Origin of the sequence: Alcanivorax sp. (assembly GCF_019431375.1) — a bacterium.
Taxonomy (GTDB): Bacteria; Pseudomonadota; Gammaproteobacteria; order Pseudomonadales; family Alcanivoracaceae; genus Alcanivorax; species Alcanivorax jadensis_A.
Genome location: NZ_CP080267.1, coordinates 2422613 through 2446525 on the forward strand (window position 1 = coordinate 2422613; position 23913 = coordinate 2446525).

A 23913-nucleotide genomic window follows, 5' to 3' on the forward strand; every position below is an offset into this window, starting at 1 on the left:
TCACACCCCCTGTTTCAGGTCGGCGATGTGGGCGTTGACCGCCTTGCGATAGCTGTCCTTGTGCACGTAGTAGGCCATACGTTCCAGCTTCAGGTAGTCGAAGCCGCCGTCCAGGGTCTGGCCGGCTTCCGCGCTGGCTTTCTTCTCCAGCTTGTCTGCCTCCGGGTGTTGGTTCTGCCGGGCCTTGATGTAGAGCGCCACCATCTCCGCCTGCTCATTGCGCCCTTCCCAGCCCAGCCCGGCCGCTTCCACCATGCCCATCATGAACAGGTTACGGTATTGCGGGTGGAACACATTCAAGTACAGCTGCGGCGCATCGGCGTTGTGCCAGTTCAGTTCCGAGGCATCGATAAAGGGGTAGTCGAGCTTGTAACCGGTGGCCATCAGAACCAGGTCATAAACCCGGGACTGGCCATCGGCGAAGGTCACCGTATCGCCCACCACTCCGACAATGTCACCGTGGGGCGTGATGTCACCATGGCCGAGGTGGTGCAGCACCAGGGAATTGATCACCGGGTGGGATTCGTACATCCGGTATGACGGCTCCGGCAGGCCGTAATCGCTGGGCTTGCCGACAATAAGGCGAATCAGCCTGGCATCCAGACGCTGCTTGAGTCCCCGAGGCAGCTTGAGCTTGCCGCCGATGCTGTCGGTGGGTTTGCCGCCGATAAACTTGGGCAGAAAGTAATACCCCCGGCGCACGGACAGATCCACACTGGCCGCCCGGTGCACCGCGTCCACGGCGATATCACAGGCAGAGTTGCCACAACCCACGATCAGCACCCGCTTGCCATCAAACACCGACGCATCCCGATAGTCGCAGGAATGCATCAGCTCACCCTCGAACTTGCCCGGCAGGCTGGGCTGGTTGGGTGTGTGCAGGGTGCCATTGGCGATCAGCACGCCCTGAAAATAACGGCGTTGCATTTCCCCGTCCCGTTCGGTGGTCACCTGCCAACCATCACCATCGCGTTCCACCCGCACCACCCGGGTGGAAAATTCGTAGTGGCGATACAGATCGAAATGGCGCGCATAACTCTGGAAATAGCGCTTCATTTCACTGTGATGGGGATAAGTGGCCACCTCATCGGGCATGGGGAATTCACTGAATTCGGTCATTCCCTTGGAGGAAATCAGGTGCGCGGACTGATACATGGTGCTGTGGGGATTATCGATGTCCCACAGGCCCCCCACATCGCTGTTCAGATCGAACCCGATGAAAGGAATATCGTACTTGTTAAGATTTCTGGCGGTGGCCAGGCCCATGGGGCCGGCGCCTATCACTGCGTACATGGCTGTCCCGATAACTATTATTATGAACCCGGATCCGGGTTTGCCGAGTTGGACTCAGCATTTGGTATGATGTCTACTCTACGGTTCACCGGTTGCAGGCTCACGGCCAATTCGGGACCTTGCCACGGTTAATTCGGGACCTCTTACCTCTGTTTACCACTATGGCGCACACCCCATGACGCACACCCCCACCGTGACAGTGCGCTTTACCCAGGCCATCAGCCAGGCGGCAGAACAGCTGGGTTTTGCCCTGCCCGTCAGGCTGCAACAGGCCATCGGCGAACAGGACCGTGTCAGCCTGGCGCTGCAGGGGGAAATCTGGGAAAGCTTCTGCGAACAGGCCCGCGACCCGCTGGTGGGCATCCAGTTTGGGCTGGCCTTGCAGGTGGGGCATCTGGATACCGTGGGCATGGTGCTGATGAGCTGCGACACCGTGGAAGAGGCGCTGGATTCGCTGATGGATTACTACCCCATCGTCGGCGAGGGGGGCACCTTCTCGTATCAAGTACACGACAGCGAATGCGAGATTCGCTACCAGCCCCAGTACACCGTGCGCCAGCGGGAACGGGTGGAAGCGGCCATGACCGCCCTGCTGCAACTGTCACGCTGGACCACCGGCGATCATCTGCATGCCAGCCGCATTACCTTCGCCCACCCGGCGCTGGACGACAATCGCCGCTACGAATCCCTGCTCGGTTTGCCGGTACGCTTTGCCGCCGAGCACAACACCCTGGTGCTACCTGCCAGCGATCTGAGCCTGCCGCTGATCCATGCCAACCCGTCCCTGTGCCACCACCTGCGCACCCTAGCCGACCAGCTGCTGGACAACCTGGGCAGCCAGTCTCTCAGCGCCACCGTCCGCGACCTGCTCCGCCAGTACCCGCACTGGGGCAAGGAAAAAGTCGCCGACCAGTTGGCCATGAGCGGGCGCCATCTGGTGCGCAAACTGGGCGAGGAAGGCAGCAGCTTCAAACTGCTGCGCGATGCCCTGCTGCAAGGCATGGCAGAAACGGAATTACAGGCAGGCACCCGGCTGGCCGATATCGCCGACAAACTGGGCTTTTCCGATGAGAGCGCCTTTTCCAAGGCATTCAAACGCTGGACCGGCATGACACCGGCGCAGTACAGGGAAAAGGCAGTTAATAGTGAATAGTTAACAGTGAACAGCGGCGCGGGGCAAAGCGCCGCAGTGTTTCAAACGCAGGAGGCCGCGACCAAAGTTTGGTCGCGGCCTCCTGGCTTTCAGCCATCACGCATCATGATCGCGGAGCTATTAACTGTTCACTGTTCACTGTTCACTGTTCACTGTTCACTGATCTTCTCTTCTTTCCAGAAATCAAACTGCTGCGGAATATCCGCCATTGGCGTTTCAAAACGCGGTTCGCGTTTTTCCAGGAAGGCGGTGAAGCCGTCGCGACCATCCCAGAATTCGTTGGACCAATAGATCATTTTTGATTCCACCGCATGGGCCTGCATGGGGTGGGCAAAGTTGGGGTTGCGCCAGAGCATCTGTTTGGCCAGGGCCGCCGCCACCGGGGAACTCTTGGCGATCATCTTACGGGCAATGCAGCGGGCCACATCCACCACTTCACCCTTGTCATGGACACTGTGGAACAGCCCGGCCTCCACGCCTTCTTCGGCCATGAAGATATCACCACTGATAACCCATTCCATGGCTTTCTGAATACCCACCACTCGCGGCAGGAACCAGGAGGAACAAGCTTCCGGGGTCAGCCCCCGCTGGGTGAACACAAAACCGATCTTGCTGTTGGCCGCCACCAGACGAATATCCATGGGCAGGGTCATGGTGATACCCACCCCCACGGCAGCGCCATTGATAGCGCCGATTACCGGTTTGCGGCAGTTGTAGATGGCCAGGGACACCTCACCACCGGAATCACGAATCTGTTCCAGCGGCGGGTTCATCCCTTCGGCGTCATCATAACCGAACACATTGCCGCCCTCTTCAGGCTGCATTTCCATGCCGGCGCAGAACACCTTGCCGGCACCGGTAACGATCACCGCGCGCACCGCATCATTGCGGTCCGCCTCACCAAAGGCATGGACCAGCTCGTCTTTCATGCGCAAGGTGAACGCGTTCAGCCGATCCGGACGGTTGAGGGTAATGGTAAGAATCTTTTCATCCAGATCAGTGGAAATATGCTGGTAATCCATGGGGCCTCCATCATTATTCTTTCAGGTGCACCACTTGCACCGGTAGACCCCGAGCATACCGCGATGGCAGGGAGTCGAACATGGCACGCAGGGTGCGATTGAGGTGGGGCTGATCGTAGAAGCCGGCGGCCACCGCCAGCTCGGTGAAATTCATGCCGCTACGCCACAGGGCCAGCGCCCGCTGACACTTGAGATGCAGCTGATAACGCTTGAGTGAAACACCTAGCTGTTCACGAAACAGGTGCCGGAATCGGGAAGCGGAAAGGTTGGCGTGCTCCGCCAGGGCATCCATGGAGGGAGCCATCTCCCCTGCACGCATCAGACCACAGGCATCGGCGATGCGAGGATCCAGCGGCAGGGGCTCTGCCAGACGTCGCAGACCGTGCAGAAATTGCCGGGCCCGGGCTTCACTGCCGGTCTGCACCAGTGCCGCAATCTGCTCAACACACCAGCGTTGCTGCTTTTCATCCAGCCCACCCAGACGAGCCAGGGCTCGCCAGGCGGGCTCATCCGGGTCCAGGTGAATCACCGCCACCGGCCCCCGGCTGTTCAAGCTCTGGGGCATATCCGGCGGCACCAGCACCACCCGCTCCTGGCGCGGACGGCCATCCACCGTTACTCGAATCGGCTGGTGAACCCCCACCAACAGGGAGGCCGCCACATGCTGGTGGGGCTGATTATCGATGGCAGGCATCACCATCAACCAGCCGCCCGGCCAGAGAAACAGGGGCGTTAACGGCAAGTCTGATGAAGGTGAGTGTGTGGCATCCATAACCGCCGATCATGCCCGCCCGGCCGCTGGCGAGCAATGGATTATCAGGCCGATTCGCGGGAGCGAACGCCGAGTTTGTGGGCCAGCTCAATACTGACGAACATGGGCCCCACCAGCAGAAACACCAGATCATCCACAAAAGATGGCTTCTTGCCTTCCACCTTGTGACCCCATACCTGCACCGCCCAGGCCAGCAGCCACACCACCGCGGCACTCCAGGCCAGTGACAGACCACTGCGATCCACCGCCACGATGATCGCCAGGGCCGCGGCCAGCCAGACTGCCATCAGCACCGTCATGCCCACAGACATGCGCAAGTAAAACGGCATGCAGATTACCGCCAGCAGGGTGCCACCATTGACCCAGTAGGCCGCAGCCCCTTCCAGGCCCAGCCAGCGCCCCAGGGGCAGTAGCCAGAACAGGCCGATGGTGGAAATAAAAATGGCCGGCACACAGAGGATATGAACCCACTGGTTGACCGGGTTCTGGTGACTCTCGCCGTAATCGGCCAGAAAAGTTTGCAGGTTACGCATGACAGCTCTCCCGAGTTGTTGTTTTGAGCTGTCGTCGAATGTAATGCGGGGGATGAACGCGGGATTGTACGCAGGGGTCACGGGTTCAAGGTTCGAGAACAGCCCGCACCCCGCCGTCGCTCCTTGTCACTCGCGATTGGCTACCGACGTGATCAATCGCAGCCGCGGCGGCTGTCCTTGAGGGCCCGCAGTACCTGCTCCCGGGTCAGCAGCCCCACCAGAATGCCCTTGTCATCCACCACCGGGTAGATCTTCGGTTTCTGGGTGACCATCAGTTCCGCCACATTCACCGCCGAGTCCTCTTCGTGAACAGTGAGAGGCTGGTCATGCATGAACTCTTCCACCACCAGACTGCCCTCACAGTGGTAGCTGGACACCAGCAGCTTACGCAGACAATCCTGCTCGGACACGAAGCCCACCACCTTGTTGTGATCATCCACCACCGGCAGACCAGTGAATTTGTGCTGCAACAGAATATCCACCACCGCCGTCAGCTCCGTGCCGATTTTCACTGCCGCCGGGTGTTTGGCCATCAGGGCCCGCACAATCAATTCGCTCATGGCTGCCTCCTTGGAACCGTTTTGAGCCTTTCTTGACTATAGCACTCTGTTATCTTGGTATCCTCTTGACTGGCTGTCCGCCCCTATGGGCAATATCAATGGATGACGGCATGGCTACCGGTTCCTACAATGGACGCTGCTGAGGAGAAGGAATTGCGAATGGTATCGCCATGTTTACGGCTGTGTATTGCTGTTATTTTTCTGGCCCTGGCCGCCATGGCGCACGCCAACGGTGTGGCCGCCTGCGAAGCAGCCCGCCAGACCCTGGAGCAGCTCCAACAGGAAAAACAGCAGCAAGCCGCCCAGCGTCAGCAGCTACAGACCTACCTGAATGGTAACGTTCCCGATCCCCGTCAGCTGGCAGATCTGCTTGGCCACCCCCTTGAGGAAACCCCCGCCCTGCCGCAGCCCGAACCCGGCGAGCGCAGCGTGCCGGTCAACAAGTGCGAGGCCCTGCAAAACGATATCGATACCCTGGTCGGACAACTGCACCAGCAGGACCAGAAACTGCATGCCCTGCGCCAGCAATTCACCCAGCTGCCCAGCACCCAGCGTCAGGCATTCTCGGCCCTGGCTGCGCTCTACCAGCACCTGCAGACGCTCACCGATACGGAAGACTCTCTGGAACCGGTCAGCCAGGCGGCCAGCACACTCAGCAATCATGTCCAGCAAACCTGGGCCATCCTGCCCCTGCTCGGAGCATCACCAAAACAGGCGCTGCAACAACTGGATCAACTCTGGTACCAGAGCCCGGCACTGACCCTGCCACCGCAGCCCACTGCACAATGGCGTGACCTGCTGCGAACACGCCTGGAAATCCAGAGCCAACTACGCCAGCTGCGCGCCGATCTGTGGCAGCGCCACTCCCTGTGGAGCCAGATTGACGCCATGGGGGGGCCCGCCCAGGCGCCGGCATTACTCAGCCACGAAGTCGAGCGCATCGGCCAGCGATTGCTGGATACCGCCCATGTGATCGACCTTGATCTGCAGGAATCAGCAAAGAACAAACGCTTTCTGCCGCTGGTGCAGAACAGCGTGGCGCTGATTCTCGGCATTGCCGGCTTCATGTTGTTGATACGACTGGCCCGGCGCACCCGCCAATGGACTCTGACCCTGCACGAATCCGTGGTCCGCGCCAGTGGTGAGCACCGCTGGCTGCGCAACGCCAGCCGCCTGATCAGCGGCCTGGCGCCAATGCTGCCCTGGGTGCTGTTATGGCTGATGCTGGATCTGCTGGCACCGCTTCTGGACACCCCCTCCACCCGCATTCTTGTCTGGCTGCTACCGCTGGCCCGGCTTTATGTGATTTACGGATTGCTCTGCCTGATCGGTGAATGGCTGGTGATCCGGGTAGCACAGAGTGCCAACGCCTATCTGAGCAGCGATCAGTCACGACAGGTCCACGACCACGCCAGGCTCATTTCACGCTGGTTGATACTGCCCTGGTTGCCGTTGTTGATCGTGTGGGAAAGCCTGGGCCCGTCATTGCTCTATTACCTCTGCCTTGGCATTTTGCTGGTAGCCATTTACTGGGGGCTGGGCCGACTACTGGCGCTTCGTCCCGAGGATTATCAGCGTTGCCTGCAAGCGATTCTCCCTTCGCGGCTGGATCCGCTGGCGGAGAAACTGCTCACCCCGGTCCTGTTCTGGCTGTTTGCGCCGCTGCTGTTACCGGTGGCGCTGGCCAGTTTTCTGGTGGGCTTCGTGGATCGGGTGCTGGCGGACTTCGATTGGTATATGCGCTTCAAGGCTCGCCTGTTCCGGCTGCGCACCCGCATCAACAACGATGAAGATGATGCCGACAATGAACAGCCAGTGGATGAACATTACGAACGCTGGTTTGCCACCGCCCTGCCAGAAGGCAGCAAAACGCCCTTTGTGGATACCGGCCTGGTGACGGCCATGGAAAAAAACATCCAGCGCTGGCATGAGGACAAGACCGACGAAAATGCCCAGGTGGTGGTGGGCGAAAAGGGCTGCGGGAAAACGGTCAGTATCGACCGGCTGGAACGGGCGCTGGCGGAAAGCTGCAAAGGCCTCAATCTGGTCAAGCTGACGGTGCCGGCCAAGACCATGGACCCGGATGCCATTCTTTCCCTGGTGGGCGATGCCCTGGATGTGGACCTGGCCGGGGAAGGTCCGGCGGCACTGGTGAAAAGTGACGAGGAGCGCCAGCCCACCCTGGTGGTGCTGGACGAGGCGCAGAACTTTTTCCTCAAGGAAATCGGCGGCCTGGAAGGCTGGCGCACGGTGCTCAGCCTGGTCAATGCACGGCTGGATAATGTGTTCTGGCTGCTGATGATCAACAACCAGAGCTGGGCCTATTTGTGCAATGTATTCGGCCGTGATTACCAGTTCCGCAACGTGGTGAAAGTGAAGCGCTGGGGTCAGACCGATATCCGCTCACTGATCCTGGCGCGCAACCACCTCAGTGGTCATCGGGTCCGCTACGACGAGGTGCTGCTCTCTTCCCGCGGACCGGAAGCGGGCAATGTTCGCAACGCGGAGCAACGCTATTTCAGCCTGCTCTGGGATGCCTGCCGCGGCAATCCCATGGTGGCCCTGCGATTATGGCTGACCTCGGTGAAGCCCAAGGGCCGACAGGTGCTGGTGGGCCTGCCCACGCCGCCTTCTGCCAGCATTCTCGACAGCATGGGCGAGAATGCCCTGTTCGTGTACGCCGCCATTGCCACCCATGAAAATCTGACCAGCCAGGAAATCTGTCATGTGACCAACCTGCCGGGCAATGTGGTGCGCTACGCTCTCAAGGGCGGTTTCGATGCCGGTTTCCTGAATAAATCCGAGGACGGCCGCTACCGGCTGAAACCCCTGTGGTATCAGCAGGTGATCAGTTACCTGACAAGGAAGAATCTGCTCAATGAATGAAGGCAATATCGTCAATGATCTGGCGGTGGTGGTTGAGCTGTTCAACATCTACGCCCTGTTGCTGCTGTTTATCGGCGGCTTTGTGCTGTGGGCACTGAACTGGGGTATCAGCAAGGCCAGCCTGAAGATCACCGAAAAGCTGCCCACCCGGCGCTTCCTGATTCTGCAGATCACCACCCTGATCGGCTTTGTGCTCTACACCGTGGGTACCGCCGCGCTGATCATCGGGGTGCTGCAACCGCCCAAGGAATTCATGCTGGCTGCCGGTGGCTCCATCGCCGTGGCCCTGGGTTTCGCCCTCAAGGACATCGCCGCCTCCCTGGTGGCCGGCCTGCTGCTGTTGTTCGACCGCCCCTTCCGGGTGGGCGACCGGGTCAGCTTTGCGGATGTCTACGGGGAAATCGTGTCCATCGGCCTGCGCACCGTGCGCCTGCAGACCCTGGACGACAACCTGGTAACCATCCCTAACTCCCGCTTCATCACCGATGTGGTGGCCTCCGGCAATGCCGGCGAGCTGGACATGATGATCGTCACCGACTTTCACGTGGGGCTGGATGCGGACCTGGAAGCCGCGAAAAGCATTATCGAGGAAGTGATTGTCACCAGCCGCTACGCCTACCTGAAAAAGCCGGTGTCTTTCGCTATCGAGGAAGTGGAAATCGGTAACCTGCTGGCGATCCGCCTGCGCTCCAAGGCCTATGTGCTGGACGTGCATTACGAGAAGGCCTTCCAGAGCGATATCGTGGTGCGGGTTTCCCGGCGGTTTCAGGAACAGCAGATACCCCGCCCCCGGCGCGGCGGCGACATTTGACCCGGTTCGCCGCCTACTTTTGCTCTTTATCCTTGCGGTTTTTCGACAACGCCTCTTCCAGCTCTTCGCGGGGCAGATAGTCCAGATCCCAGTGGCTGGTAAAGGTTTCCTTGATACGGTGCCGGCCACGATGCAGATCGTCCGGTGTTTCCCCTTCATGGGCCGGGTGATAATCCAGCGGCTCGTGGGCGGGCTGTTCATCCTTGTGCTGATGACGAGAAGGGAACAGCTTTTCTTTCAGTGTATGAAACCAGTGCATAAACACCTCCATGGTGTTTCTCCACCGTAACACGCCAGTACGACAGGAAAACATGAAGGGCCACGCAGGGTGCATCAGGCCGAATGCCATAATCCACCGCGCCTTGCTCAGCCAAGCAGATCCGGTCGATCCAGCAGACGCGCCAGTTTCTTCAACCCCTGCTTGCGCAGGAAGGTGCTGTCGCGCTTGGCAGGATGAAAATCCCGCTTGTAATAGGCCAGGTAGGACTTGCCCAGTTTGCGTAGCCAGCCCGGTTTGCCAAGCAGCCAGTTAACGCCACCGCGCACGGATCGCCAATCGGTGGGATCATCCATGCCCTTGCGCAGCTGGTAGTAATGGAAAATGGTGAAACTGATGAATTCCACGGTGGTAAAGGCCATTTCCGAGGTGCGCACCCAGTAGTTGTCCACCTGGTCCTGATACACATCAAAGGCCACCGCCTTGTGCTCGCTTTCTTCCACCGCATGCCATAACCACAGTGGCAACATGCGCTCGTCCATGCCCTTGAAGAAGTCCGGGTGCTCCAGCATCAGTTCCGCCAGCATGGCGGTGAAGTGTTCCAGCGCGCAGGTCTTGGCCAGCTGTCGTTGCGGCGACAGGTGCTTGGCCATGAAACGCATGCCGCGATTAACGAATTCATCCACCTGGCGGGTGGGCACACCCTTGGATTCCATAAAGTGGTTGAAGGCATCGTGCTCGTTGCCGTGGTGGGCTTCCTGGCCGATAAAGCCTTTCACCTGCTCGCGCAGCAGCGGGTCCTGGATCTGCTTTTGATAATGCCGCACGGAACGGACAAAAAAGCGCTCACCTTCCGGAAAGGTGCAGGACAGGGCCGTCAGCAGAATGGTCTTGAACTGATCGCCGTCGAACCAGTAACGGGGCATGGCCGGGTCGAAGGCAAAATCCATCTTGCGGGGCTGAATATCACTGTTGTTCAGTTTTTTTGGCGTGTTCGGCGACGTCGCAACCGCTTTGCTATTCATGGCAAATCCTCCTGCGTATGGACACAGTATTCGCCAGTCACAAATGGGGCTCTAGTTCAGGTTGTGCCATTTCCTGCTTGTGGATTGCCGCCAAGCCGCACAGGTTGTGGATAGCCACATCCTGATTGTGCCTGGGCGCCACATTAGCCGGCATCGGCTCTGGGAGGATCTGACTGGGCAGAAAGGGCCCCATGTACTGCCTGGTCACGGCCCCGTTGCTTGGCCAGATAAAGGCTGCGGTCGGCCTCACGCATCAGGTCGCGGCCGGTGGTCATCTGATCGGGAAGTCGTGTGGCCACCCCCACGGACAGGGTCACCGGGTGCCAGCTGTCACCAGCCGGACATCCCACATTGTAGTGCCGCAGGGTCATCACCAGCCGCCAGGCCACTTTCAGGGAGGCATGGATATCCGCCCCGGGCAACAACACACCGAACTCCTCGCCACCGATGCGCGCCACCTGATCGCCACGCCGGGTGAGCGCACCGCCAAGCAACCGCGCCACGCGCTTGAGCACCTGGTCGCCCAGATCATGACCATGGGTGTCATTGATGGCTTTGAAATAGTCCAGATCCACAATCATCACCGACAGCCAGTCCTGCTGCTGATCCGCCTGAATCAGGGCCGCCGCCAGCCAGTCATCGAAGGCCCGCCGATTGGCAATGCCGGTAAGGGAATCCCGGGACGCCTGGGTCAGCGCCATTCGGGCGGTCTTTTCCGCTACCGCCCGTTCCCGTTTCAGCACCGTGGTGCGCTGAATCATCTGGGAAAGCTGATACATGCCACCCACCACCAGTTGCCGGGGCAACAGCTCCAGCAGCCAGCAATCCAGAAACTCCCCCTGCCGGGCAATGCGGGTACTGGCAATATAGCTGTCCTGCAATGGTGGTCGCAGGTGCACCGCCAGGTGGGAAAATGCCTGGTTGCGGCGCATGACGCGCAGAAATTCCTCGCTTCGCGAAGGTGACACCAGCAGGTTCTTGATGGTTTGCGGCGCGCTGCCAGCCAGCACCCGTCGAGCCCGGCGGTTCAGCCACTCCAGCCGGCCATCGCCATGGACCACGAACACCGGCATGGATAACGCATCAATCAGGGCGCGGCAATCCGCGGACAAAGGCATCATTCCCCGGAGCGAAAGTACTCCCGCCCCGCCTCCATATCGCTGCCGTCCAGGGAGATGACCACATGACAGTGGCCGTCACCATTGGCGATGGCCTTCTGGATGTCCACCCGGGCATAACCGGCATTTTCCGCTGCGATCACGCCGAACACATTGGACGTCATCATGCACAGGGCCGGGCGACCGATCACCTTGTCGCCGAACGGACAACGGCGGTTGCCCAGCACCAGTTGCCGCTCATCCGCATGGATCAGATAGAAATCCCCGTCGATACGACGCTTGAGATCCACCAGCACTGCGGCGATCTGGTGGCGGTCCAGTTGAGTCAGTTTGAGGGCTTGCAGATAGTGCGCGTTCAGTTCGTCACCGATTTTCTGGCCCACCAGGGAGATGAAGCCTTCGGCCTGATCCATGCCGGTGACTTCCTGCAGGGACTCGGCCAGATAGCCAAGCAACTGCCGCAGAAACCGGTCCTTGTCCAGGCCGATGGATGCCGTCTGAATCCGTTCCGAGACCTTTTCCATATTCGCCCCCGTCCTTGAGCCGGTGACGGTGTCAGTTATGTGCCGTCGTCAGCAGCCACCCCCAATGGCTTCATATACATAATTCAACGGAGCGACTGCGACTTCAATCACACTGACATACCCCCGCATACCATTTACCCCCTTTAGAGAGCCGACTGTCCCCTTTCTCCGCCACAAACCGACGAATGGGAATCAAGCCGTTTCACGGCGAAACAATCGGGCGAGAATGTCACCTCCGCTTTTCTCCCGATACAGCTGCCAGTTCGCCGGTACCGAAGGGGACTCCCCGTGACGACGGCTTTCCACATAGACCCAGGCGCCTTCTGCCAAAAGCCCCTGCTGTTCCAGCGCCGCACAGGCCGGCTCCGCCAGCCCCAGGTCGTAGGGCGGGTCCACAAACACCAGATCAAACTGCAGGGCGCTGTGGGCCAGCCACTGCAGGGCATCCGCGTTGTGAATCTCGATACGGTCGTCAAACAACGGCAGTAACTGGCGTTTCAGGTCGGCGGCACGCTCGCGCTTTTTTTCCACCAGTACTGCCCGCTTTGCACCGCGGCTCAAGGCCTCTGCGCCGAGCACCCCGGAACCGGCAAACAGATCCAGCACCCGCAGGCCGGGCAATTCGAACTGCAGCCAGTTGAACAGGGTTTCGCGCATGCGATCGGACGAGGGGCGCAGATCGCCCCCCTGATCGACAAACTGCAAACGGTGGCCCCGTCGTTCACCGCCAATGATACGCACCTGGCCCTTGCTGGTGGCGCCGCCTTTGCGGCCCTGACCTCTAGTCGCCACGGCGCGCTTCCTCCACCTCCGGGGCATCACTGCCCTGATCCTGCAAGATCTGTGGTGCCTCCGGGCCGATACTGACGATGGCCAGATCATCCACATCCAGGGTTCGCTGGAAGGCCTCGCGGATATCCGTCACGGTGACCTGCCGCACCTGGCGGTTGAACCACTGCAGGTAATCCAGCGGCAGATCGTAGAAACCGATGGCGCCCAGCTGGCCGATGATGTCGCTATTGTCGGCGGTGCTCAGGGCAAAGCTGCCAAGAATATTGGCCCGCGCCTGCTCCAGCTGCGCGTCAGTGGGACCGTCTTCAACAAATTTGCCAATCAGATCCAGCGTCAAGCTCAGCGCCTCATCCGCATTCTCGTTGGCGGTCTTGAACTGCACCTGGAAAGGGCCGCCCGCCGCCATGGCCGAGAAGCCGCTGCCGATGCCGTAGACAAAGCCGCGCTGCTGGCGCACCTCGTCGGTGAGAATGGAGGCAAAGCCGCCACCGCCGAGAATCTGGTTGCCCACGTGCAGGGCCACATGATCCGGGTTGCCCCGCCAGGTGGCCTGGTTGCCCAGCAGAATATGGGTCTGGGCGGAAGGGAAATCGATGTGCTCGCGTTTGCGTTCGCTGAGCACCTCTGCCCGGGGCAGCTCTGGCGCCGCCGGGCCCTCTGGCAGTGCCGCACTGATCCGTGCGGCTATCTCCTCGGCCTCACTGCGCGACAGGTCCCCCACCATGGCGATTACGGTATTGCCAGCGGCGTAATAGCTCTCATAGAAATCCACCAGCTGCTGCCGCTGGATCTGCGGCAAGCTCTCCAGCGTTCCTTCACTGGGCTGACCATAGGGATGGTCGGCAAACAGAGTGGCCATGAACGCCTTGCTGACCTGCGGGCCCGGCACCTGCTGCTCCATGCGCAGCCCCTGCATGGCGCGGGTGCGCAGACGGTCCAGCGCGTCCTGGGGGAAGTTGGGTGAACCGATCACCCGGTTGAACAGCGCCACCACCGGCTGGCGATATTCCACCGCCGACAGGGTGCGCAGGCTGATAATGCCCATGTCCCGGTAACTGCTGGAGGAAAAGCTGGCGCCGCGATCTTCAAAGCCGCGGGCGATGTGATCCACACTCAGGGCGTCGGCGCCCTGGCCGATCAGGGCGCTGGTCAGCGAGGCTACGCCGGGCAAGCCGTCATCCCGGGAACTGCCGGCGGCCATCACCAGACGAATATCCAGCATGGGCAAGGCATCGCTGTGCACGAACATGACCTTGGCACCCTGCTCCGTCTGCCATGACTGGATGTCCAACTGCGGCGCCTGGGGCTCACTGGCCGCCACCTGTTTTTCCGTAGTCGGGAAGCTGGCGCAGGCGCTGAGCAGCAACGCTGCCGACACTGCCAGAAGGCGAAAGCTGCAAGCTACAGGCTGCAACGCGCGCAAACCTTTCAGCCAATCGAATAGCGCAGGCGCCGCGCCCTCGACACCGGCAGCGCGGAACGCCGCCCTGCGAGGAGAGTAAGCCGCCATCTTCACCCCTTGTAGCTTGTAACTTGTAGCTTGTAGCTCGCTTTTCATTGCTGCTCCCCCTGCTCAGGCACCACATGGGCCACTGCCAGCCGCTCCGGCACCAGCCACTGGCGGGCCACCCGCTGCACATCCTCAGCGGTGACCTTGCCCAGCTGCTCTTCAAACTGCTCGGCCAGATCGATATCCAGCCCCAGGGTACTGAGCATGCCCAGCTCCATGGCCTGACCCATCACCGAATCCTTTTCGAACACCTGGCTGGCCAGCACACCGGCTCGCACTCGTGCCATTTCGTCCTCACTCGGCAAGGTGGTCTGCAGGGTCCTGATCTGCTCACGCAGGGCCTGCTCTACCTGCTCCAGAGTGACCCCCGGGTTCGGGGTCGCGGTAAGGGTAAAGGTGCCATCGCCGCGCTGGATGCCGCTGTAGCTGGCACCGGCCCCGGCCACCAGCTTCTCTCCGCGCACCAGCTCCGTTTCGATGCGGGCACTCATGCCGCCATCCAGCACCCCGGCGAGCATGGTCAGGGCATAGAAATCCCGCTTCTGTTCCGCAGTCACTAGGGAGGGAACGTTATAGAGCATGTAGAGAGCGGGCACCTGCACGGCCATGGTCAGGTCCAGACGTCGCTCACCGGCGGGAGGAGTCACCGTCTGTGTCGGCCGTGGCGGCGTGGTACCGGCAGGCAAGTCGCTGAAGAATCGGCGCACCAGCGGCTCCACCTGGTCGCGGGTCACGTCACCGGCAACCACCAGGGTGGCATTGCCCGGTACATAGAAGCGCTCGTACCAGCTACGTGCCTGTTCCGGCTGCAGCTGGGCCAGCAGCGAACGCCAGCCGATGATCGGGTGGGCATAGCCGGTGCCCGGCCGGGCCACCGCCTGGAATTTTTCCCAGGCCAGGGCATTGGGGTTATCGTCGGTGCGCATACGACGCTCTTCCAGCACCACCTGCAACTCGCGATGGAACTCGTCATCGTCGATCTTCAGGTTGCCCAGCCGCTCCGCCTCCAGCTCCAGGGCCAGCGGCAGGCGCGACACCTCGTACTGCTGGAAATAGGCGGTGTAGTCATAACTGGTGAAGGCATTGTCGCTGCCCCCATAACGGGCCACCAGTTTGGAGAAATCCCCCGGGCCCAGTCGCTCGGTCCCCTTGAACATCATGTGCTCAAGCACGTGGGCCAGGCCGGTTTCATAGGGCGCTTCATCGAAGCTGCCGGCCTTGAACCAGACCATCACGGTAACCACAGGGGCCCGATGATCCTCACGGATCAGCACCTTGAGGCCGTTATCCAGGGTAAAGGCATGGGTGGGCAGCTCGGCCCGGGCGGTCAGACTCCAGAGAATGGCCGCCAGTGCCACCATGAGTTTTCTCATCCATTGTCCTCATTGTGTTGCGCTACCGCCCCCGGAAGCTGCTCCCCCGTGAGCGAAGTGTTAGGATAGCCGCGCGTTCGCTAGCAGGCAGTTGAAAGCCCGCCAGGCGAACTCAAGCCTGCAGGAGGGCGCATTTTTGTTATCGCCGGCATAGCATACCGGTTTACCGCCCTGTCCTTGCAGCCTCATTGCAAAGGAAGAGGCTCGATTTACCCTCTTCGCGATTGGATAAGACTGAACATGAGCGACGAAGTTTCCCGCGACGACGACAACGCACCCAAGCCGGAAGACAAGAAGACCGGCTTCTGGAAGCGCATGTTCACCGGTGTGGATGCCGATGAACTGAACGAGGCTGGCGCTGAGCCCGAACCGGAAGCGACCGGCCCCGCTGGGCCCCGAACCGAGCCGACGCTCCCGGCAACGCCCCAGCCGGAAACACCCCCCGTCACCCCGGAAGCGGCACCACAGGCAGAAAACCAGCCTGAAACGGCGGATGATGGCGACGAAGGCGGAAACTTCTGGACGCGCATGAAGCAGGGCCTGGGCAAGACCCGCAAGGGCCTGGGCAAGGGTCTGGCAGACCTGCTGGTGGGCGCCAAGGAAATCGACGACGAGATTTTCGAGGAAATCGAAACCCAGCTGCTGGTGGCGGATGTGGGCGTGGAAGCCACCGACGTGATCATCGAGGCACTGACCGGCCAGGTCAGCCGCGAGGAACTGGTAGATGCTGACGCCCTGTACGAGTCCCTGCAGAACGAACTGCGCAAGCTGCTGGTGCCGGTGGACCAACCGCTCAACATCGACGGCAGCAAGAAACCCTATGTGATCCTGATGGTCGGCGTGAACGGGGTCGGCAAGACCACCACCATCGGCAAGCTGGCCTGCCGCTTCAAGGCGGAAGGCAAGAGCGTGATGCTGGCGGCCGGCGACACCTTCCGCGCCGCCGCCGTGGAGCAGCTGCAGGTATGGGGCGAGCGTAACGATATTCCCGTGGTGGCCCAGCACACCGGCGCAGACTCTGCATCCGTGGTCTATGACGCGGTCCAGGCTGCCCAGTCCCGCGGTGCGGACGTGCTGATCGCCGACACCGCCGGCCGCCTGCACACCCGCGGCAACCTGATGGAAGAGCTGACCAAGGTCACCCGGGTGATGAAGAAACTGATCCCGGATGCACCCCACGAAGTGCTGCTGGTACTGGACGCCGGCACCGGCCAGAATGCCATCCAGCAGGCGGAACAGTTCCGCGATGCCGCCGGCGTGACCGGGTTGGCACTGACCAAGCTCGACGGCACCGCCAAAGGCGGTATCCTGTTCGCCCTGGCCAAACGCACCGGCCTGCCGATCCGCTTTATCGGCGTGGGGGAGCGGCTGGAAGACCTGCGACCCTTCCATGCGGAAGAGTTTGTGCAGGCGTTGTTTGAAGATATCGTCTGACGTCAGACGTCGGACGTCCGTCCCCCTGAAGGGACGCGCCAACGGCAGGCCGGGCACCCAACAATAATCGAGCAGACTTCATGATTCAGTTTGACCGGGTCAGCAAACGCTACCCGAATGGCAAAGACGCACTCAGCAAGGTGAGCTTCACGCTCCCTGCCGGGCAGCTGACGTTTTTGACCGGTCACTCCGGGGCGGGCAAGTCCACCCTGCTGAAGCTGCTGATGATGCTCGAGCGTCCTACCCAGGGGCAGGTGTTAATCGACGGCCAGAACCTGAACGGTTTCGGCAACCGCCATATTCCCCTGCTGCGCCGCAAGATCGGCATGGTGCATCAGAACCACCAGCTGCTGTTCGACCGCACCGTGTTCGACAACGTGGCCTTGCCCCTGATCATCGCCGGCTACGCCCGCAGCGACATCGGCAAGCGGGTACGCGCCGCCCTGGACAAGGTCGGCCTGCTGGACAAGGAAAAGCTCAACCCGATCATGCTGTCCGGCGGCGAACAACAGCGTGTAGGTATCGCCCGTGCGGTGGTCAACAAGCCTCCGTTGCTGCTGGCGGACGAGCCCACCGGCAACCTGGACCCGGCCCTTTCCGAGGAGATCATGGATCTGTTCAAGGATTTTGCCCGGGTCGGCGTCGCCGTGCTGATCGCCACCCACGACCTGAGCCTGATCGCCCGCTATAACCACCGCCTGCTGACCCTGCGTGAGGGGCGCCTGATCCACGACGGCGACGAAGGGGGCCACCATGGCAGCTAACAAGGGGCCAAGAAACGCCACCCCGATCAAGGCCAGTCGCCAGAAACCGGAGCGAGTGCGCCGGGTGGCCGGGGCACACAGTGCCCGCACCTCCCTGCAGGACCGTTTCCGCAGTTGGCGCCAGCACCACCAGGACTCTTTCAAGGATGCCCTGCAACGGCTCAATGCAGCCCGCGCCAGCAGCGCCATGACCATCCTGGTTATCGCCATTGCCCTGGCCCTGCCCGCAGGCCTGGCAGTGCTGCTGGACAATGCCCGCGCCATTACTCGCGGCTGGGACGGCAATGCCCATCTGTCCGTGTTTCTGGAAATGAACATCGCTGAGCAGCGCCAGCGGGAGCTGGCCCGGGACTGGCAAGGGCTGGATAACATTACCCGCACCGAGGTGATCACCCGGGAACAGGCACTGGCGGAATTCAAGACCCTGTCCGGCTTCGGTGACGTGCTGGAGGCCCTGCCGGACAACCCGCTACCACCATTGATCGTGGTTTACCCGGACGACACCGACCCGGTCACCCTGCGTGCCCTGGAAAACCGCCTGGCGGAGGCGGACGGCGTCGATCTGGTGCAGTTGGACGTGGAATGGGTGCGCCGCCTGCATGCTCTGATCGAGCTGGGCGAACGGCTGATTTCCGCCCTCACCCTGGCGCTGGCCGCCGCTGTGGTACTGGTGGTGGTGAACACCATCCGGCTGGCCATCGAAAGCCGCCGGGAGGAGATCGTGGTGGTGAAAATCGTCGGCGGCACCGATGGCTTCGTGCGCCGCCCCTTCCTCTACTCCGGGTTCTGCTTCGGCTTTGCCGGCGGCGCAGCGGCGGTAATCCTGGTACAGATAGCCCTGTGGTGGCTGGGCGGGCCCATCGACGAACTGCTGGCCCTGTACAATAGTGAGGAATCACTCACTTCCATGGCCGCATCCAGTCTGATCATCCTGCCCGTATTCAGTGGCATCCTGGGGCTGCTCGGCGCCTGGCTGGCGGTGGGCCGGCATCTGGGCGATATCGAGCCGAATTTCTGAGCTACCCCCAGCCCCCCTGTAGGAGCGGCACTTGAGCCGCGAATGCCTGGCACGGCTTGTGGCAAGCATGTTCGCGGCTCAAGCGCCACTCCTACAGCAGCCTCCCCCCGGAACCTTGCTCCTTTGTCCGAGTCCAATTCCTTGTTCATCCCCGGTTCACATGGCCCATCTAGACTCAACGATTGCCCCATCGACCCTCTCAATCGCCGGGAACCTTTTTGCCTATTAGCACTCCAATCAACCGAGTGCTAATATCATGGCACACAAGGATAGAGACTGGTCTTCAACGAGGAGACAACGCGCATGACAACCCCTTCAACACAAGCACAGGCGCTTATGCTGGCCGTACCGGGTAACAACCTGGACGCCTACATGCGAGCCGTTAATGCCGTGCCGGTACTCAGCGCAGACGACGAACAACGTTTGGCGGAACAGTATTACTACGAGCAAGATCTTGATGCCGCCCGCAACCTGGTGCTGTCGCATCTGCGTTTTGTGGTGCATATCGCCCGCAGCTACACCGGCTACGGCCTGCCTCTGGGCGACCTGGTCCAGGAAGGCAATGTGGGTCTGATGAAAGCGGTGAAGCGTTTCGACCCCACCAAGGGCGTGCGTTTGGTGAGTTTTGCGGTGCACTGGATCAAGGCGGAAATTCACGAATATGTGATCAAGAACTGGCGCATCGTCAAGGTGGCCACCACCAAGGCCCAGCGCAAACTGTTCTTCAACCTGCGCGGGCAGAAGAAGCGTCTGGGTCGCCTGAGCATGGAAGAAGCCCAGCGAGTGGCTGATGATCTGGGTGTTACCGCTGCCCAGGTGAAAGATATGGAAGGCCGTCTGGGTGCCTATGACGCCAGCTTCGACGGCCCCACCAACGATGACGAGGACAGCCCCGTGGTGTCCCCGGCTGCCTACCTGCACAGCGACAACAGCGATCCGGCGGATCTGCTGGCCGAGCAGGACCAACAGGAACGGGAAAGTCGCCAGCTGAGCTCTGCCCTGATGGCACTGGACGAACGCAGCCGCGACATCCTTGAGCGCCGCTGGCTGGCTGATCAGAAGTCCACCCTGCAGGACCTGGCCAACGAATACGGCGTGTCCGCCGAGCGTATCCGCCAGCTGGAAAACAACGCCATCAAGAAACTGCGCAACGCCATCGCGGCGTAAAAAGAGACGCTGCACGCCACACGCGGCCAGCAACACGCAAAGCCCCTTTCGAGGGGCTTTTCATTTTCCGTCTGTTGCGTGCTGCGTGTATGCCTGCAAGCGAGTAACATACCGTCCATGAAAACTCTGCTACTACTCGGCGCCCTGAACGGCGCACTGGCCGTTATCCTCGGCGCCTTCGGTGCCCATGGTCTGAAATCCCGCGTGGACGAATCCATGCTGGCCGTGTGGTCCACCGCCAGCGAATACCATTTCTACCATGCCCTGGCCATGCTGCTGTGTGGGCTGCTGGCCAAGGCGTTTGCTGCCAGCGGCATGATCACCGCCGGCTGGGTGCTGTTTGCCGGCACTCTGGTGTTCAGTGGTAGCCTGTATGTACTGGTGCTCAGCGGTCAGAAATGGCTCGGCGCCATTACCCCGCTGGGCGGCACCGCGCTGATCATCGGCTGGCTGATGCTGGCCTGGTCCCTGTTCAAGGCAGTTTGATCTCTATCATGAAGCTTACCGTCAACGGCGATATCCTTACCCTGGATGGCTCCACCATCGCGGATCTGGTGACTCAGCTGAATCTGGCCGGCCGGCGGCTGGCCGTGGAAGTGAACCGGGACATTGTTCCGAAGAGCCGGCATGCCGATTTCGTTCTGAAAGACGGCGACGTGGTGGAAATTGTTCATGCCATCGGTGGTGGCTGACATCACCCAGACCCTATTCCATTTGCAGTAACCTGACCCCGAGGCCCCCATGTCCGATCTGTTGACCATTGCCGGTAACACCTATTCTTCCCGACTGCTGATCGGCACCGGCAAGTACAAGGATTTCGACGAAACCCGCGAGGCCATCGAAACCAGCGGCGCCGAGATCGTCACCGTGGCCATTCGTCGTACCAATATTGGCCAGAATGCGGATGAGCCCAACCTGCTGGATTTCATCAGCCCGGACAAATACACCATCCTGCCCAACACCGCCGGCTGCTTCTCTGCCGAGGATGCGGTGCGCTGCTGCAAGCTGGCTCGGGAACTGCTGGATGGTCACGATCTGGTCAAGCTGGAAGTGCTGGGCGACCAGAAAACCCTGTACCCGAACATCCCCCACACCCTGAAGGCCGCTCAGGAGCTGATCGACGACGGCTTCAAGGTGATGGTGTACACCAACGACGACCCGATTGTGGCCAAGGAACTGGAAACCATGGGTTGCGTGGCGGTAATGCCGCTGGGCTCCCTGATCGGCTCCGGGCTGGGCATTCTCAACCCGCACAACATCCGCCTGATCATGGAAGAGGCCAAGGTGCCAATCATCGTGGATGCCGGCGTCGGCACCGCCTCCGATGCGGCCATTGCCATGGAAATGGGCTGTGACGGCGTGCTGCTCAACTCTGCGGTGGCCCATGCGCAGAAGCCGGTATTAATGGCCTCGGCCATGAAGAAAGCCATCGAAGCTGGACGGGAGGCTTTCCTGGCCGGGCGCATGCCCCGCAAGGCCTATGCCTCTGCCTCATCGCCGCTGGACGGCATCAGCCGCTAGCAAAAAAAATGGCGCCGCTCTGGGGGAGAGTCGGCGCCAGGGGTAACGGGGTTTCAATACCATGACTTGCAGGATCATGGTCACCCGCCAGCCATCAAGATGACGTGAACTCCCCCCTGCCACGGTTTTTGCTACAATCGCCCCCCGCTCAACTCACCTGGCAACCCCATGCTCGACTTCATCAAACAGGATAAAGACCCGGAAACCGGCAAGGTCATGCGCAAGGTGCGCAGCTTTGTGTTGCGCGAAGGCCGTCTCACCGCCGGTCAGCGCAATGCGCTGGATACCCTCTGGCCGCAGTTTGGCCTGGAACGTGCCGACGGCCTGCTCGACCCGCAAGCGGTGTTCGGCCGTGATGCACCACGGGTGCTGGAGATCGGCTACGGCATGGGCCACTCCCTGGCGGATATGGCCCAGGCCGATCCGGACAAGGACTTTATCGGTATCGAAGTGCATCGCCCCGGTGTCGGCGCCCTGCTGATGGAGATCCAGCAGCGCGGTCTGAGCAACCTGCGCAGCTACTGCGATGACGCGGTGGAGATTCTTGAGCTGTGTATCCCCGATAACAGCCTGGCCCGGGTACAGCTTTATTTTCCCGATCCCTGGCACAAGAAAAAGCACCACAAGCGCCGCATCGTCCAGCCCGCCTGGGTGGCCCTGGTGCATCGCAAGCTGCAACCCGGCGGCGTACTACACATGGCCACGGACTGGGAAAACTATTCCGAACACATGATGGATGTGATGAACGGTGCCGACGGCTTCACCAATCTGGCCGGTATCGGCCAGTTTTCACCGCGACCAGCATGGCGCCCGGAAACCAAGTTTGAACGGCGCGGGGAGAAGCTCGGGCACGGGGTGTGGGATCTGCTGTTTGAGAAGGGCTGAGCTGCAAGCGACAAGTTTCAAGCTACAAGGCGCGGGCCAGACCATTCTGAACGGAAACACTCTGCCCGCGATCCCGACTGATTTTCCACATAAAACCTTATCTCGCCGGGTTGCCAGCGGCCTGCATCTCGCGGTGTAGCTTGAAGCCTGCCTCTTCCTCAAACGTCCTTCAGTGACAACGCGCTAAATACCCCGATAGCCCCCATGCTCCCCAGCACCAACAAGGCCCAGTCATTGCCCAGCATCGCCACCCCCGCACTGATGCCACCCACCGCCAGCAACAGAACACCGATAACGGTATTACTGACCGCGGTATAGTCCGTGCGTTTGGTGCCACCGGCCATATCCACCATGTAGGTCTTGCGGCCGATGCGCACGCCGGCATGGGCGATGGCGAGCACGAAGAAGGCCAGCGGATACAGCCAGTGGAGCCAGTCAGCCTGGGGTCCCCAGGCGGCAAAACCACCGGCCAGCAGACAGACCAGCGCCGCCAGCCCGCCGCCGCGCACCATCACGTTGCGGCTGGAGGTGTCAGCCATATACCCCCAGACCGTGGCGCTGACGGTGCTGGCCAAACTGGAGGCGAGTACGAAGCTGCCCAGCAACAGCGGCAGGGAAGCCTGCTCCTGGGCCACCAGCACCAGGAACGGTGAGGCCAGCGACGAGGCCATCAGCAAGGCACGGGTGATCACAAAACGGCGGAAAGGGGCATCGGTTTTCAGCAAGCCAAGGCTGGCCAGCGCTTCCTTGAAGGCGTTATTGCCGCCTTCGCTGGCCCCCGGATACTCGTCGACGGTGAAGAACACACCAGCAGCCACTAACCACGCCACCCCGGCCGACGCCAACAACGCGCCATAAAACGCCATGGACGGGTCCTCACCACCGCGAAAGATCACCAGTGACAGCGCGAACGTGATGGCGCCCGACAGCGTGGCAGACAACCCGGTAAGGCGGCCGCGGCGGGATTTGGGAATGCATTTGCCCTGCACATCCTTCATGGCCACCGAGCAGAAGCCGCGACTGATACTGAACAGGACCAGCAAGCCCACAATGGTCAGGCCCGCCTGCATGCCCTCCAGCATCCACACAGCGACCCCCATCCCCAGTACGGCCAGTCCCTGCAAGACTGCCCCCAGTGCCCAGAACCCCTTACGCACCGGATAGCGACGCACCAGGGCGCCAATCATCAACTGGGGAATCAGCGAGCCCGACTCCCGGATGGGGACCAGCAATGCCGCCAGCGACGACGGCGCGCCCACCGCGGCGATCAGCCAGGCCAGCACAGTTTTCGGGTTAATCAGCAGATCGCCGATCTTGGTCAGGGTATTGGCACTGATAATGCGAAAGAAATTCCCGGGCACCTCCCGGCAGGCAGCCTCACTGATATCCGTGCAGGTGCGCGCATCTTCCTCGTTGGCCACCTGGGCGTAGAGGCGCTCGAGAAGATCCTGTTTTGCCATGCTTCACCCCGAATTGATGACTTTTTGACCCGACCCTCACTGTGGCAGGCTTAGCGTGAACCCAACATATAACGA

Annotated in this window: 24 protein-coding genes; 11 read left to right on the forward strand and 13 right to left on the reverse strand. The window is 61.1% G+C overall.

Translation table 11 applies throughout. The features are described 5' to 3' along the window. On the reverse strand, positions 1–1293 hold the full coding sequence (locus tag KZ772_RS11305; RefSeq protein WP_290536674.1) for an NAD(P)-binding domain-containing protein: 1293 nt from the start codon (positions 1291–1293) through the stop codon (positions 1–3). Between the two features lie 175 nt (positions 1294–1468). Between KZ772_RS11305 and KZ772_RS11310 the strand changes: the two genes are divergently transcribed. After that, positions 1469–2446, forward strand: coding sequence for an AraC family transcriptional regulator (locus tag KZ772_RS11310; RefSeq protein WP_290536675.1), 978 nt, complete (start codon positions 1469–1471; stop codon positions 2444–2446). Between the two features lie 149 nt (positions 2447–2595). On the opposite strand, the gene KZ772_RS11315 is transcribed toward KZ772_RS11310, so the two are convergent. The 4 genes from KZ772_RS11315 to KZ772_RS11330 all read right to left on the reverse strand — a co-directional run bounded on the left by KZ772_RS11315 (position 2596) and on the right by KZ772_RS11330 (position 5333). Next, complete coding sequence (locus KZ772_RS11315) at positions 2596–3468, reverse strand: enoyl-CoA hydratase-related protein (RefSeq protein WP_290536676.1); 873 nt, start codon at positions 3466–3468, stop codon at positions 2596–2598. Positions 3469–3481: 13 nt separating this feature from the next. After that, positions 3482–4240, reverse strand: a complete 759-nt coding sequence (locus KZ772_RS11320; RefSeq protein ID WP_290536677.1) for an AraC family transcriptional regulator — start codon at positions 4238–4240, stop codon at positions 3482–3484. A gap of 44 nt (positions 4241–4284) precedes the next feature. After that, positions 4285–4773, reverse strand: coding sequence for an Mpo1-like protein (locus tag KZ772_RS11325; RefSeq protein WP_290536678.1), 489 nt, complete (start codon positions 4771–4773; stop codon positions 4285–4287). A 152-nt stretch (positions 4774–4925) separates the two neighbouring features. Next, the gene (locus KZ772_RS11330) at positions 4926–5333 is read right to left on the reverse strand and encodes a CBS domain-containing protein (protein ID WP_290536679.1); all 408 of its coding nucleotides are present in this window, start codon (positions 5331–5333) and stop codon (positions 4926–4928) included. 159 nt (positions 5334–5492) lie between these two features. On the opposite strand from KZ772_RS11330, the gene KZ772_RS11335 reads away from it, so the two are divergent. Continuing rightward, complete coding sequence (locus tag KZ772_RS11335) at positions 5493–8219, forward strand: AAA family ATPase (protein WP_290536680.1); 2727 nt, start codon at positions 5493–5495, stop codon at positions 8217–8219. Continuing rightward, complete coding sequence (locus KZ772_RS11340) at positions 8212–9030, forward strand: mechanosensitive ion channel domain-containing protein (protein WP_290536681.1); 819 nt, start codon at positions 8212–8214, stop codon at positions 9028–9030. Before KZ772_RS11335 ends, KZ772_RS11340 begins: the two co-directional genes overlap by 8 nt. Before the next feature lie 13 nt (positions 9031–9043). Here KZ772_RS11340 and KZ772_RS11345 read toward each other — a convergent pair whose 3' ends face one another. The 7 genes from KZ772_RS11345 to KZ772_RS11375 form a co-directional block, all read right to left on the reverse strand. Then, a complete protein-coding gene (locus KZ772_RS11345; protein WP_290536682.1) occupies positions 9044–9301 on the reverse strand; it encodes a hypothetical protein in 258 nt (85 codons plus the stop codon). 95 nt (positions 9302–9396) lie between these two features. Beyond that, a complete protein-coding gene (locus KZ772_RS11350; RefSeq protein WP_290536683.1) occupies positions 9397–10272 on the reverse strand; it encodes a metal-dependent hydrolase in 876 nt (291 codons plus the stop codon). Between the two features lie 143 nt (positions 10273–10415). Continuing rightward, complete coding sequence (locus tag KZ772_RS11355) at positions 10416–11393, reverse strand: sensor domain-containing diguanylate cyclase (RefSeq protein WP_290536684.1); 978 nt, start codon at positions 11391–11393, stop codon at positions 10416–10418. Continuing rightward, positions 11390–11914, reverse strand: coding sequence for a methanogen output domain 1-containing protein (locus KZ772_RS11360; RefSeq protein WP_290536685.1), 525 nt, complete (start codon positions 11912–11914; stop codon positions 11390–11392). Before KZ772_RS11360 ends, KZ772_RS11355 begins: the two co-directional genes overlap by 4 nt. Positions 11915–12106: 192 nt before the next feature. Next, positions 12107–12706, reverse strand: coding sequence for a 16S rRNA (guanine(966)-N(2))-methyltransferase RsmD (gene rsmD / locus KZ772_RS11365; protein ID WP_290536686.1), 600 nt, complete (start codon positions 12704–12706; stop codon positions 12107–12109). Further along, the gene (locus tag KZ772_RS11370) at positions 12696–14216 is read right to left on the reverse strand and encodes a pitrilysin family protein (RefSeq protein WP_290536687.1); all 1521 of its coding nucleotides are present in this window, start codon (positions 14214–14216) and stop codon (positions 12696–12698) included. Before KZ772_RS11370 ends, rsmD begins: the two co-directional genes overlap by 11 nt. Positions 14217–14260: 44 nt before the next feature. Further along, a complete protein-coding gene (locus tag KZ772_RS11375) occupies positions 14261–15589 on the reverse strand; it encodes a pitrilysin family protein (protein WP_290536688.1) in 1329 nt (442 codons plus the stop codon). A gap of 240 nt (positions 15590–15829) precedes the next feature. Here KZ772_RS11375 and ftsY point away from each other — a divergent pair, with 240 nt between their 5' ends. The 8 genes from ftsY to trmB all read left to right on the forward strand — a co-directional run bounded on the left by ftsY (position 15830) and on the right by trmB (position 22378). Continuing rightward, positions 15830–17023, forward strand: coding sequence for a signal recognition particle-docking protein FtsY (gene ftsY / locus KZ772_RS11380; protein ID WP_290536689.1), 1194 nt, complete (start codon positions 15830–15832; stop codon positions 17021–17023). 80 nt (positions 17024–17103) lie between these two features. Beyond that, the gene (ftsE, locus tag KZ772_RS11385; RefSeq protein ID WP_290536690.1) at positions 17104–17787 is read left to right on the forward strand and encodes a cell division ATP-binding protein FtsE; all 684 of its coding nucleotides are present in this window, start codon (positions 17104–17106) and stop codon (positions 17785–17787) included. Continuing rightward, on the forward strand, positions 17777–18805 hold the full coding sequence (gene ftsX, locus KZ772_RS11390) for a permease-like cell division protein FtsX (RefSeq protein ID WP_290536691.1): 1029 nt from the start codon (positions 17777–17779) through the stop codon (positions 18803–18805). The genes ftsE and ftsX overlap by 11 nt, the downstream gene beginning before the upstream one ends. 303 nt (positions 18806–19108) lie before the next feature. Then, the gene (gene rpoH, locus KZ772_RS11395; protein ID WP_290536692.1) at positions 19109–19972 is read left to right on the forward strand and encodes an RNA polymerase sigma factor RpoH; all 864 of its coding nucleotides are present in this window, start codon (positions 19109–19111) and stop codon (positions 19970–19972) included. Positions 19973–20089: 117 nt separating this feature from the next. Further along, entirely contained in the window at positions 20090–20458 is a 369-nt protein-coding gene (locus tag KZ772_RS11400; RefSeq protein WP_290536693.1) for a DUF423 domain-containing protein, read from the forward strand. A gap of 8 nt (positions 20459–20466) precedes the next feature. After that, the gene (gene thiS / locus KZ772_RS11405) at positions 20467–20664 is read left to right on the forward strand and encodes a sulfur carrier protein ThiS (protein ID WP_290536694.1); all 198 of its coding nucleotides are present in this window, start codon (positions 20467–20469) and stop codon (positions 20662–20664) included. A gap of 49 nt (positions 20665–20713) precedes the next feature. After that, positions 20714–21493, forward strand: a complete 780-nt coding sequence (locus KZ772_RS11410; RefSeq protein WP_290536695.1) for a thiazole synthase — start codon at positions 20714–20716, stop codon at positions 21491–21493. A 168-nt stretch (positions 21494–21661) separates the two neighbouring features. After that, on the forward strand, positions 21662–22378 hold the full coding sequence (trmB, locus tag KZ772_RS11415; protein WP_290536696.1) for a tRNA (guanosine(46)-N7)-methyltransferase TrmB: 717 nt from the start codon (positions 21662–21664) through the stop codon (positions 22376–22378). A 158-nt stretch (positions 22379–22536) separates the two neighbouring features. Here trmB and KZ772_RS11420 read toward each other — a convergent pair whose 3' ends face one another. After that, positions 22537–23838, reverse strand: a complete 1302-nt coding sequence (locus KZ772_RS11420) for an MFS transporter (RefSeq protein ID WP_290536697.1) — start codon at positions 23836–23838, stop codon at positions 22537–22539. Positions 23839–23913: the final 75 nt, after the last annotated feature.

What these genes read in the sequence shown, in the direction of transcription:
- thiS (WP_290536694.1), top strand. Translation starts at nt 20,467, where the DNA reads ATGAAGCTTACCGTCAACGGCGATATCCTTACCCTGGATGGCTCCACC.
- ftsE (WP_290536690.1), top strand. Translation starts at nt 17,104, where the DNA reads ATGATTCAGTTTGACCGGGTCAGCAAACGCTACCCGAATGGCAAAGAC.
- rpoH (WP_290536692.1), top strand. Translation starts at nt 19,109, where the DNA reads ATGACAACCCCTTCAACACAAGCACAGGCGCTTATGCTGGCCGTACCG.
- trmB (WP_290536696.1), top strand. Translation starts at nt 21,662, where the DNA reads ATGCTCGACTTCATCAAACAGGATAAAGACCCGGAAACCGGCAAGGTC.
- KZ772_RS11340 (WP_290536681.1), top strand. Translation starts at nt 8,212, where the DNA reads ATGAATGAAGGCAATATCGTCAATGATCTGGCGGTGGTGGTTGAGCTG.
- KZ772_RS11400 (WP_290536693.1), top strand. Translation starts at nt 20,090, where the DNA reads ATGAAAACTCTGCTACTACTCGGCGCCCTGAACGGCGCACTGGCCGTT.
- KZ772_RS11305 (WP_290536674.1), bottom strand. Translation starts at nt 1,293, where the DNA reads ATGTACGCAGTGATAGGCGCCGGCCCCATGGGCCTGGCCACCGCCAGA.
- KZ772_RS11325 (WP_290536678.1), bottom strand. Translation starts at nt 4,773, where the DNA reads ATGCGTAACCTGCAAACTTTTCTGGCCGATTACGGCGAGAGTCACCAG.
- KZ772_RS11310 (WP_290536675.1), top strand. Translation starts at nt 1,469, where the DNA reads ATGACGCACACCCCCACCGTGACAGTGCGCTTTACCCAGGCCATCAGC.
- KZ772_RS11345 (WP_290536682.1), bottom strand. Translation starts at nt 9,301, where the DNA reads ATGGAGGTGTTTATGCACTGGTTTCATACACTGAAAGAAAAGCTGTTC.
- ftsY (WP_290536689.1), top strand. Translation starts at nt 15,830, where the DNA reads ATGAGCGACGAAGTTTCCCGCGACGACGACAACGCACCCAAGCCGGAA.
- KZ772_RS11320 (WP_290536677.1), bottom strand. Translation starts at nt 4,240, where the DNA reads ATGGATGCCACACACTCACCTTCATCAGACTTGCCGTTAACGCCCCTG.
- KZ772_RS11350 (WP_290536683.1), bottom strand. Translation starts at nt 10,272, where the DNA reads ATGAATAGCAAAGCGGTTGCGACGTCGCCGAACACGCCAAAAAAACTG.
- KZ772_RS11375 (WP_290536688.1), bottom strand. Translation starts at nt 15,589, where the DNA reads ATGAGAAAACTCATGGTGGCACTGGCGGCCATTCTCTGGAGTCTGACC.
- KZ772_RS11335 (WP_290536680.1), top strand. Translation starts at nt 5,493, where the DNA reads ATGGTATCGCCATGTTTACGGCTGTGTATTGCTGTTATTTTTCTGGCC.
- KZ772_RS11370 (WP_290536687.1), bottom strand. Translation starts at nt 14,216, where the DNA reads ATGGCGGCTTACTCTCCTCGCAGGGCGGCGTTCCGCGCTGCCGGTGTC.
- KZ772_RS11355 (WP_290536684.1), bottom strand. Translation starts at nt 11,393, where the DNA reads ATGATGCCTTTGTCCGCGGATTGCCGCGCCCTGATTGATGCGTTATCC.
- KZ772_RS11360 (WP_290536685.1), bottom strand. Translation starts at nt 11,914, where the DNA reads ATGGAAAAGGTCTCGGAACGGATTCAGACGGCATCCATCGGCCTGGAC.
- KZ772_RS11330 (WP_290536679.1), bottom strand. Translation starts at nt 5,333, where the DNA reads ATGAGCGAATTGATTGTGCGGGCCCTGATGGCCAAACACCCGGCGGCA.
- KZ772_RS11315 (WP_290536676.1), bottom strand. Translation starts at nt 3,468, where the DNA reads ATGGATTACCAGCATATTTCCACTGATCTGGATGAAAAGATTCTTACC.
- ftsX (WP_290536691.1), top strand. Translation starts at nt 17,777, where the DNA reads ATGGCAGCTAACAAGGGGCCAAGAAACGCCACCCCGATCAAGGCCAGT.
- KZ772_RS11410 (WP_290536695.1), top strand. Translation starts at nt 20,714, where the DNA reads ATGTCCGATCTGTTGACCATTGCCGGTAACACCTATTCTTCCCGACTG.
- KZ772_RS11420 (WP_290536697.1), bottom strand. Translation starts at nt 23,838, where the DNA reads ATGGCAAAACAGGATCTTCTCGAGCGCCTCTACGCCCAGGTGGCCAAC.